At 71.4% G+C, this 8,918-nt stretch carries 9 protein-coding genes and 1 pseudogene; 5 read left to right on the top strand and 5 right to left on the bottom strand.

The window, feature by feature from the left end:
* Together C666_RS17480 and C666_RS20745 are read left to right on the top strand one after the other, a co-directional pair.
* A partial coding sequence (locus C666_RS17480; protein WP_004345396.1) for a YeeE/YedE thiosulfate transporter family protein occupies positions 1 to 609 on the top strand: 609 nt, incomplete at its 5' end.
* 12 nt (positions 610 to 621) lie between these two features.
* Complete coding sequence (locus tag C666_RS20745) at positions 622 to 789, top strand: hypothetical protein (RefSeq protein WP_004345394.1); 168 nt, start codon at positions 622 to 624, stop codon at positions 787 to 789.
* Positions 790 to 862: 73 nt separating this feature from the next.
* Here C666_RS20745 and C666_RS17475 read toward each other — a convergent pair whose 3' ends face one another.
* A complete protein-coding gene (locus C666_RS17475) occupies positions 863 to 1,096 on the bottom strand; it encodes a hypothetical protein (protein WP_004345393.1) in 234 nt (77 codons plus the stop codon).
* A gap of 121 nt (positions 1,097 to 1,217) precedes the next feature.
* Between C666_RS17475 and C666_RS17470 the strand changes: the two genes are divergently transcribed.
* Positions 1,218 to 2,633 (top strand): fused MFS/spermidine synthase, encoded by a 1,416-nt coding sequence (locus C666_RS17470; RefSeq protein WP_004345389.1) that lies wholly within the window; start codon positions 1,218 to 1,220, stop codon positions 2,631 to 2,633.
* Positions 2,634 to 2,646: 13 nt separating this feature from the next.
* Here C666_RS17470 and C666_RS17465 read toward each other — a convergent pair whose 3' ends face one another.
* Positions 2,647 to 3,918, bottom strand: a complete 1,272-nt coding sequence (locus C666_RS17465) for an Eco57I restriction-modification methylase domain-containing protein (protein ID WP_004345387.1) — start codon at positions 3,916 to 3,918, stop codon at positions 2,647 to 2,649.
* A gap of 176 nt (positions 3,919 to 4,094) precedes the next feature.
* Between C666_RS17465 and C666_RS17460 the strand changes: the two genes are divergently transcribed.
* Positions 4,095 to 4,487 (top strand): DUF488 domain-containing protein, encoded by a 393-nt coding sequence (locus tag C666_RS17460; protein WP_004345385.1) that lies wholly within the window; start codon positions 4,095 to 4,097, stop codon positions 4,485 to 4,487.
* A gap of 18 nt (positions 4,488 to 4,505) precedes the next feature.
* Here C666_RS17460 and C666_RS17455 read toward each other — a convergent pair whose 3' ends face one another.
* On the bottom strand, positions 4,506 to 6,608 hold the full coding sequence (locus C666_RS17455; RefSeq protein ID WP_028792021.1) for an ATP-dependent helicase: 2,103 nt from the start codon (positions 6,606 to 6,608) through the stop codon (positions 4,506 to 4,508).
* Between the two features lie 222 nt (positions 6,609 to 6,830).
* Between C666_RS17455 and C666_RS17450 the strand changes: the two genes are divergently transcribed.
* Positions 6,831 to 7,625, top strand: a complete 795-nt coding sequence (locus C666_RS17450; protein ID WP_004345379.1) for a caspase family protein — start codon at positions 6,831 to 6,833, stop codon at positions 7,623 to 7,625.
* Positions 7,626 to 7,655: 30 nt separating this feature from the next.
* On the opposite strand, the gene C666_RS17445 is transcribed toward C666_RS17450, so the two are convergent.
* Both C666_RS17445 and C666_RS17440 read right to left on the bottom strand, forming a co-directional pair.
* Positions 7,656 to 8,555, bottom strand: coding sequence for an LOG family protein (locus tag C666_RS17445; RefSeq protein ID WP_028792020.1), 900 nt, complete (start codon positions 8,553 to 8,555; stop codon positions 7,656 to 7,658).
* Positions 8,556 to 8,650: 95 nt separating this feature from the next.
* Positions 8,651 to 8,918 (bottom strand): annotated as a pseudogene (locus C666_RS17440) (extracellular catalytic domain type 1 short-chain-length polyhydroxyalkanoate depolymerase); the annotation flags it as partial.

Here is an 8,918-nt window from a genome sequence, read left to right as displayed (position 1 = left end):
GCGCGGAGCGAATCCACCGGCCAGGCGGCGACACCGCAGTCGGCGGCCCGGCAGGCGGTGCGTGCCGGCACGGCCAGCTTCGTGGCCGCCACCGCCAAGGCGGCGTCCGCGGCGCCAGGCTGGTCCCGCCGCTGGTGGCTGGGCGCACTGCTGCTGGCGGCGCTGTACGGCCTGCACCTGATCGTCGCCGGCCAGCCCTGGGGCATCGTGTACGGCATCGGCGTCTGGGGCGCGAAGATCGCGTCCGCGCTGGGCTGGAGCCCCGTCGGCGACCCCTTCTGGGGGATCGATCCGCATGCCGCCCGGCTGGCGGAGCCGCTGCTGGCCGACGTCACTTCGGTGACCAACCTCGGCCTGATCTATGGCGCGCTGGCCGCGTCGCGCTGGAACGGCCCGGCGGATTTCAGGCTGCCGTCCAACCGCCGCCTGATCGCCGCCTGCGCCGCTGGCCTGGTGATGGGCTACAGCTCGCGCATGGCCTTCGGCTGCAACGTCGGCGCCTACCTCGGCGGCATCGCCTCGGCCAGCCTGCACGGCTGGGTGTGGTTCGCGCTCGCCTTCGCCGGCTCGATCCTTGGCGTGCGCATCCGCCGGCGCATCGGCGGCTGAGGAGGAAGGAACATGGAAAGCAAGAAACTCTTCCGCCTCGTCAGCGCCGCGTTCTGGCTGCTCGTGCTGGCACTGGTGGCGCTGGATACCCTCCACACCCGCGGCGTGCGCCTCGAACCGCCGCCGATCGCCCTCGGCAGCGGACAGGCCGCCTCGGGCGGGCATTGTTCCGGACGCTGAGCAAGCGAGCCCCCGTTCCGGCGCAGCAGGAACGGGGGCTCGGCCCGTGCGGCGCCTGCCGGGCCGACGGGGCTCACTGCCCGCCACGTTCCTCGCGCGCGATCGCGGACAGCTCGCGCAGATACCACGCGGCATAGCCGTAGCCGGCGGCGGCGACGAGCGCGGTGAAGATCAGGCTGCCTTCGAAGGGCAGGCCTGCCAGCACGTTGGTGACGACGACGAAGCTCAGATACAGGGCGGCGACCATGCCGCCAAGAATGCGGATCAGGGCGAAAGTCTTGCGTTGCTTGAGGGTAGGCTGGGCCATGGCGGCGGGCGCGGTGCGCGTGAAATCGGAACACGGCGCAGGGTAACGGATTCGGGCGCGGCTGGCATCACCGGCGCATGGCCGCGATAATCCCGCCCACACGCCCGCCAGGATCGTCCCGATGCCCGCAGCCCCCGCTGAATCCGCCTCCGCCCCCTCCCTCGAGCCCGCCGCCGCATCGCCGCTGCCCGGCGCCCTGCTGTTCGCCCTCGTCTTCGTCGAAGGCTTCGTGTCGCTCGGCGCCGAGATCGTCGCCCTGCGCCGGCTGGTGCCGCACGTGGGCAGCGCGATCACCGTCACCGCGCCAACGATCGGCTTCTTCCTGCTCGCGCTCGCGCTCGGCTACCAGACCGGCGGGCGCGTCGCCGGCGACTACCTGGCGCGGGTGCGGCACAACTTCCTCATCGCCGCGGCGCTGATCGCCGTCGGCCTCGCCGGACCGGCGGTCGAACTGCTGTTCGCCCACCTGCGGCCGGCGCCGCTGGCCTGGTTCGTGCTGATCGGCGGCATCCTGTGCCCGGTGGCCTGGCTGCTCGGGCAGACGGTGCCCATCCTGACCAACCTGCTGCGCCATGCGCGCGCGGGCGAGCGCAGCGGCGCGGCACTGTACTGGTCCACGCTGGGCTCCTTCCTCGGCGCGGTGACGCTGTCGGTGCTCGTGATGCAGTGGCTGGGCGTGGGCGCCGCGGTGCTGATCTGCAGCGCCCTGCTGCTGGCGCTGGTGCCGGTGCTCAGCGAGGCCGGCCATGCCCGCCACTACGCCATGCTGCTGTCCGCCCTCGTCGCCGGCGCGGCGCTGATGGCCAACCTGGTCATGCCGCAGCAGACCGAGACCGCCTACGCCACCTACCGCGTGGCGCCGACCACGCTCGACGGCTTCGACAACCCCCGCGTGTTCTGGGTGAACAACTCCGCCGCCTCGATCATCGACAACGCCGAACCGCCGCATTACGCGCGCTACATCCAGCGCCTGCGCGCGCTGCTGCTCGACGAACTGGCCTTTCGCGACCGCCGCGTGCTGGTGCTCGGCGCCGGCGGCTTCACGCTGTCGCACGCGGAACCGCTCAACCACTACACCTATGTCGACATCGATCCGGCGGTGAAGGACATCGCCGAGCGCGACTTCCTGCGTGCGCCGATCCGCGGCGAATTCGTCGCCGCCGATGCGCGTGCCTTCGTGCGCGACACCACGACGCGCTACGACGCGGTGGTGGTGGACGTCTACAGCGCGCTCACCAGCATTCCGGCCCACCTCGTGACGCGTGAATTCTGGCGCACGACGCGGCAGGCGCTGGCGGAAGACGGCTACCTGCTCGCCAACCTGATCCTCGACGGCAAGCTGGCCACCCCCTATGCGCGTAACCTGCTGGCGAGCATCCAGACCGAATACGGCCCGTGCGCGGTCGAGGTGCTGTTCCACGACCGGCCATTGTCCAACGTGCTGGTGCAATGCCACGCCGCCACGCCGCCGCTGCCGGGCGAGCCGTATACCGACGAGCGCAACCGCGCCGACCTGGACGTGCTGCGCTCGCACTGACGCGCAGGGCGCCTCAGGCCGCCGGCAGGAAAGCGGCGAAGGCCGCCGGCAGGGGCGCGTTCTCCAGGCTGCGCTGGGTGAACAGGAAGCGGCCGTCGCAGACGAAACCGAGATCGGCCCAGTCGACCGCGTTGAGCGCATCGCGGAAGGCCGCGACGTCGGCATCCGCCCGGTGCGGAAACACCGCCATGACCGCGCCATCGTAGTCGGTACAGTCGTGGACGAAGAAAGGCCGCGCAACGCGCGTCTTGCCGTTCACATACACCCGCGGCCGGGCGCTGCGATGGTGCATGCGGCCCCACATCCACCAGTTCGACTCGTCGAAGCGCGCCACCTTGCGCTGCAGCAGGCGGGCCTTGTGCGGCAGCAGCGCCGCGGGCGGCGGCTCGCCCGGCTCGGGCCAGATCATGCGCCGCGTGCGCCCGGTGCTGACGGTGGACGAGCAGACGAATTCGCGGTTGCCCTGCGCGGCGTCGACATACAGCGCGTCGGCGCCGGACACCGCGCCGACCTTGACGGAGGCCACGTCCGACAGCCGCAGCGGATAGTCCTCGCGGGCGAACATCAGGTGCCCGGCGCTTTCGACGAAATGGCGCGGCGCCCACGCCGGCGCCGCAAGCGCGTCATCGAGCGCGTCGTCGACGCCGATCTCGCAATAGCGCATCGCGTGATCGCGGCGGCCTTTCTCGAAGCGCCAGATCAGGCAGTTCGGCAGGGCACCGGGGAACACCCGCGCATCGCCCAGTTCGATCGCGTCGGTGATACTGCCGGCCTCCGCCAGCAGGCGGTTGAGCTTCACCGCCGAAGTCGCCTTCAGGAAATCGCGCGGCGTGATGAAGATCAGTTCGCCGCCCGGTTCGAGGTGGTGCAGGCACTTTTCGATGAAGAACAGGTACAGGTTCGAGCGCCGGTCCAGGCTGTGCCCGTGGCGGCCGCGCGCGATCAGCTCGCGTGTCGGCGCCGGAATGTCCTGGAAGCGGACGTAGGGCGGGTTGCCGATGATGGTGCCGAAGCGCTCGTGCTCCGGATAGGCGAAGAAATCGAGCACCCTCGCGCCGGGCGGGCAATGGTCCGGGTCCAGCTCCAGCCCCACCGCGCCGGGCAGGTGGCGCAGAAAGGCGCCGTCGCCGCAGGACGGCTCCAGCACCCGCCCGGTATTGCGGCGCAACGCCAGCATGGCGCGCACCACCGGCTCCGGGGTGAACACCTGGCCGAGCGCGGCAATGTCGCGCAGGCCGAGACCGAGTTGTGCGGAACGGGGCGGGAGCGGGGGATCGGCTGACATGGGCGGCGATGTTACCAAGGCGGCCGCGGGACGGGGAAAAATGAAGGCCGGCCGCGGCAGGCAGGCCTGCCCCGCGACCGGAGGCCTCCTCCCGTGCCGCATCTGCGGCCGCCGCCTATACTGAACCGAGCGGCGGGCACGCCGCCGCGCACCCGCTCCCGCACGAGGCCAGCCACATGGACATCCGCATCCAGCGCATCTACGATCCGCCGTCGCCCGCCGACGGCTGCCGGGTACTGGTCGACCGCCTGTGGCCGCGCGGCATCGCCAAGGAAGCGGCGGCGCTCGACCACTGGCTGCGCGATCTCGCCCCATCCACCGAGCTGCGCCGCTGGTTCGGCCACGACCCCGCGCGCTGGAACGAATTCCGCCGCCGCTATGCGGAAGAGCTCCGTACCGGCGCGGCCGCCGCCGCGCTGGACGGGCTGCGCGCGCTGGCCGCCAGCCAGCCGGTGCTCACGCTGCTCTACGCCGCGCACGATGGCACGCACAACAATGCCGCCGCGCTGCGCGAACACCTGCTGGCGGCGCCTGCCGACGGCGCCACGCCGCCGGCAGGCCCGGCCTGACCCCGCCCGCGGGCAGCCTCAGCGCCACATGTCACGCATTTTCGCGGCGAGATCGATCGCGGCCTGGCGCGAAGCCGGCGAGCCCTGCTGCCCGGGTGGCGGAGGCGGCCAGCTGATCTGCTCGAAGTGGCCCAGCAGGCGGTTCGGAATGAAGCGGCTGCGCCCGCCATACACGTGGCGGTCGCCCATGCCCGCCTGCTGGGTGACGTAGAAGCGCTGCGGCACGACGAGGTCGAGCACGTCCTTCGCCCGCGTCATCGCGACGTAGAGCAGGCGGCGCTCTTCCTCGATCTCGGCGCTGTTGCGCGTGGCGATGTCGGACGGAATGCAGCCGTCGACGACGTTGAGCACGCTGACCGCGTCCCACTCCTGGCCCTTGGCCGAATGCATCGTCGACAACACCAGGTAGTCCTCGTCGAGCAGCGGCATGGCGGCCTCGCCGCTGGTGGCGCTGGGCGGGTCGAGCGTGAGTTCGGTCAGGAAGCGCTGGCGGTCCGGGCTGGTCGCGGCGATGCGCGCAAGCTGCTGGATGTCGGCCTGGCGCACCGTGAAGTCGTCGTACAGGCGCGGCATCTGCGCCTCGTACCAGCGGCAGATGCGCTCGAAATCGGCCGGCCAGCGCGGGCTTTTGCCCAGGCCGTCAAGCAGCGCGGCGAACGCCAGCCAGCCAGCGCGCGCGGCTTCCGGCACCGGCTGCTCGGCCAGCAGCGCGCAGCCCGCGGGCGCGGCGCACACGTTGCCGAGCACGCGGCCGGCGGTCTTCGGCCCGATGCCGGCCAGCAGCTGGATGGCACGGAAGCCCGAAACGCGGTCACGCGGGTTTTCCGCCCAGCGCAGCACGGCCAGCACGTCCTTGACGTGGGCGGCTTCGAGAAACCTGAGGCCGCCGAACTTCACGAACGGCACGTTGCGCCGGGTCAGTTCGAGTTCCAGCCTCATGCTGTGCGCCGAGGCGCGGAACAGCACCGCCTGCCGCTTGAGCCTCAGGCCTTCCTCGCGCCGCGCCAGCGCCATGTCGACGATGAAGGCGGCCTGGTCGGCATCGTCCCTGACCGACACGATGCGCGGGCGCCGGCCACCATCGCGCGCGGACCACAGGTTCTTGGTGAAGCGCTCGGCGGCGAGCGCGATCACCGCGTTGGCGGCGTCCAGGACGGGCCGCGTGGAGCGGTAGTTCTGCTCCAGCGTGACGATGCGCGCCGGTGGCGCGAAGGCGGCGGGAAAGTCGAGGATGTTGCGCACCGTCGCGCCGCGAAAGGCGTAGATCGACTGCGCGTCGTCGCCGACCACGGTGAGGCCGCGGCCGTCGGGCTTCATCGCCAGCAGGATCGCGGCCTGCAGATGGTTGGTGTCCTGGTATTCGTCGACCAGCACGTGGTCGAACAGGCCGCCGATCTCCGCACCGAGGCCGGGTTCGGCCACCATCTGCGCCCAATACAGCAGCAGGTCGTCGTAGTCGAGCACCTGCTGCGCCTGCTTGGCCTCGACATAGGCGCGGAACAGGCGCTTGAGCTCATCCTCCCACTCGGCGCACCACGGAAAGCCCGTCCGCAGCACCTCGGCCAGCGGCGCGCGCGTATTCACCGCCGCCGAGTAGATCGCCAGGCAGGTGCCCTTTTGCGGAAAGCGCCGCTGCTGCGCGGACAGGCCGACCTCGTGGCGCACCAGGTTCATCAGGTCGCCCGAGTCCTCGCGGTCGTGGATCGTGAAGCCGGGGTCGAGCCCGATGCGGCCGGCATGGTCGCGCAGCAGGCGCGCGCCGATGGCGTGGAAGGTGCCGGACCAGTGCAGCCCGGCCTGCCCCGCCCCGTGCCTGGACGCGGCCGCCTGCGACAGGATGCGCCCGACCCGCCGCCCCATCTCGTCGGCCGCGCGGCGCGAGAAGGTGAGCAGCAGGATGCGCCCGGGGTCGGCGCCGCTGGCGATGAGGTGGGCCACGCGATGCGCGAGCGTGTTGGTCTTGCCCGAACCGGCACCGGCGATGACCAGCAGCGGCGGCGCCGGCCGGGCGCCCTGCCCCGCGTCGATGCCATGCTCCACCGCCTCGCGCTGCGCCGGATTGAGGCCGCCCGGCGCAGCGGCGGAAGCGGGTTCCGCGCCGGGCGGGAGCGGGGAGTGCATGCTGGATGAAAGCGCGGTATCGACTGGCATGGCTGTAATTATATTCAGCCGCTGAGCCTGCCGATAGCCTGCGCGCCGGGCACTGCGGCGCCCGCGGCGACCCGGCGGGCGCGGCCGCCGCCACGCCCGATCACCGGCCTGGCGAAACACGGGCCGGCAAACTATCCTGCAAGCGTCCGGGGGCGCTGCATCCGGTGCCGGCCCGGCTTCGAGGAGACCGCCATGGGCAAGCGCGCGCTGTGCATCGGCATCAACGACTACCCCGGCACCGGCAGCGACCTGAGCGGCTGCGTGAACGACGCCCATGACTGGGCCGCCACCCTTCAGTCGCACGGCTTCGGCGTCACCCTGCTGCTCGACGCCCAGGCCACCCTGGCCGCCATGAGCGGCGCGATCGAGGCCCTGGTCGCCGGCGCGCAGAAGAACGACACCCTGGTCTTCACCTATTCCGGCCACGGCACCTGGGTGGCGGACGAGGACGGCGACGAAGCGGACGGACGCGACGAGGCACTGTGCCCGTGGGACATCGCCACCCGCGGTCCGCTGCTGGACGACCGCATCCGCGACATCTTCGACCGCCGCGGCGCGGGCGTGCGCCTGCTGCTGATCTCGGACAGCTGCCATTCGGGCTCGGTGACGCGCGGCGACGACAGCGACCTCGACGCCGGCGGCCCCCGCGCCCGCTTCCTGCCGCCGGAAGCCTGGATGCGGCCCGGCGACCTGCCCGGCGCGGCGCGCGCGGCCTCGCTCGGCCTGATAGGCGGCATGCGCCGCGCCGGGGGCGACCTGCTGCTGTCCGGCTGCCGCGACGAAGAATACAGCTGGGACACGTCCTTCGCCGGCAGGCCCAACGGCGCCTTCACCTTCTACGCGCTCAAGACCCTGCGCGAGAAGAAACCCCGGACCTACGAGCAATGGCACGCAGAGATCCGCACATACATGCCGACCAACCGGCTGCCGCAGGAGCCGCAGATCTTCGGCACCCGCACGGCGCGCAGGATGCCGATCTTCGAATGACGCCGCGGCCGGCGCCAGCCGGCGAAGCGCTCAGTTCCCCCTCATCTGCCGCGCCACCAAGGCCGGATTGTCGCCCTGGTAGGCGGCCTTGATCACGTCCCAGGCTTCCTCGGCGGTCTCGGCATAGTGGAACAGGTTCTTGTCGTCGGGGCCGATCACGCCGTGCTCCACCAGCACGTCGAAGTCGATCAGTTTCTGCCAGAACGCCCGCCCGATCAGCACGATCGGACGCCGGCGGATCTTGCCCGTCTGCGTCAGCGTCAGCACCTCGAACAGCTCGTCCAGCGTGCCCAGGCCACCCGGAAAGCTGACCAGCGCCACCGCGCGCATCAGGAAATGCATCTTGCGGACAGCGAAGTAATGGAACTGGAAGCACAGCTCAGGCGTGATGTAGGGGTTGGGCGCTTCCTCGAAGGGCAGGAAGATGCTCATGCCCATGCTGCGCCCGCCCGCCTCGTGGGCGCCGCGGTTGCCCGCCTCCATGATGCCCGGCCCGCCGCCGGTGGCGACGATGACCGGCTCGCCCAGCGCATCGGACTCGCGCGTCACCAGATCGGCGAAGCGGCGCGCCTCCTCGTACCAGCGCGCGTTCTGCACCATGCGCCCGGCCCTGCGGATCGCCTCGTCGTCCCCGCTGGCGACCGCTTCCGCCAGCATCGCCTCCGCCACCTCGGGCGCCTTGAAGCGCGCGCTGCCGAACACGACCACGGTCGACTCCACACCCTGCTCCTGCTGGATCAGCTCGGGCTTGAGCAGTTCGAGCTGCAGCCGCACCGGCCGCAACTCCTCGCGCAGCAGGAAATCGGTGTCCGTGAAGGCCATGCGGAACGAACTGCCCGGACCGTCATAACGGCCATGCGGCTGCACGGCCCGGGCTTCATCCTCGGCGGAAGGGAAGTTGCGTGCACGGATCGGGGACTTGTCGGTCATGAAGGCATCCATCTGATATCGGGGCCGTCATGATCGCATCCCGGCGTTGCACTTAGCGAGTACCCGCGACCGTGCCTCCACCGCCATTGCGGCGGTCACGGCCGCGCGGCGGCACGCGGCTTCAACTGCGCGGCAAGAAAACGCCACACCATGCGCGACGCGTCCGGCCCGCGCGCATCGCTGAACATCTGGCGCGAATCTCCGCCGCTCCAGGCGTGGCCCAGCTCATCGACCTCGACGAGCCGGGCGACCAGGCGGCGTCCCACGCGGTAATCGGTGAGCGTCATCGGATGGCGCGCACCGCGCTGCATGCGGCGCGGCGCGGCGGCCCGCGCCCCCGCGGCGGCGGCCCATTGTTCCGCC

It is taken from the genome of Thauera linaloolentis 47Lol = DSM 12138, from assembly GCF_000310205.1.
Classification (GTDB): Bacteria; Pseudomonadota; Gammaproteobacteria; order Burkholderiales; family Rhodocyclaceae; genus Thauera; species Thauera linaloolentis.
Note: the sequence above shows the minus strand (reverse complement) of the source record. Positions and strands in the feature narration are given on the sequence as shown.

Excerpts from the sequence above, each read along its gene's own strand:
- C666_RS17445 (WP_028792020.1), bottom strand. The coding sequence starts at position 8,555 with ATGACCGACAAGTCCCCGATCCGTGCACGCAACTTCCCTTCCGCCGAG.
- C666_RS17455 (WP_028792021.1), bottom strand. The coding sequence starts at position 6,608 with ATGCACTCCCCGCTCCCGCCCGGCGCGGAACCCGCTTCCGCCGCTGCG.
- C666_RS17460 (WP_004345385.1), top strand. The coding sequence starts at position 4,095 with ATGGACATCCGCATCCAGCGCATCTACGATCCGCCGTCGCCCGCCGAC.
- C666_RS17450 (WP_004345379.1), top strand. The coding sequence starts at position 6,831 with ATGGGCAAGCGCGCGCTGTGCATCGGCATCAACGACTACCCCGGCACC.
- C666_RS17465 (WP_004345387.1), bottom strand. The coding sequence starts at position 3,918 with ATGTCAGCCGATCCCCCGCTCCCGCCCCGTTCCGCACAACTCGGTCTC.
- C666_RS17470 (WP_004345389.1), top strand. The coding sequence starts at position 1,218 with ATGCCCGCAGCCCCCGCTGAATCCGCCTCCGCCCCCTCCCTCGAGCCC.
- C666_RS17475 (WP_004345393.1), bottom strand. The coding sequence starts at position 1,096 with ATGGCCCAGCCTACCCTCAAGCAACGCAAGACTTTCGCCCTGATCCGC.
- C666_RS20745 (WP_004345394.1), top strand. The coding sequence starts at position 622 with ATGGAAAGCAAGAAACTCTTCCGCCTCGTCAGCGCCGCGTTCTGGCTG.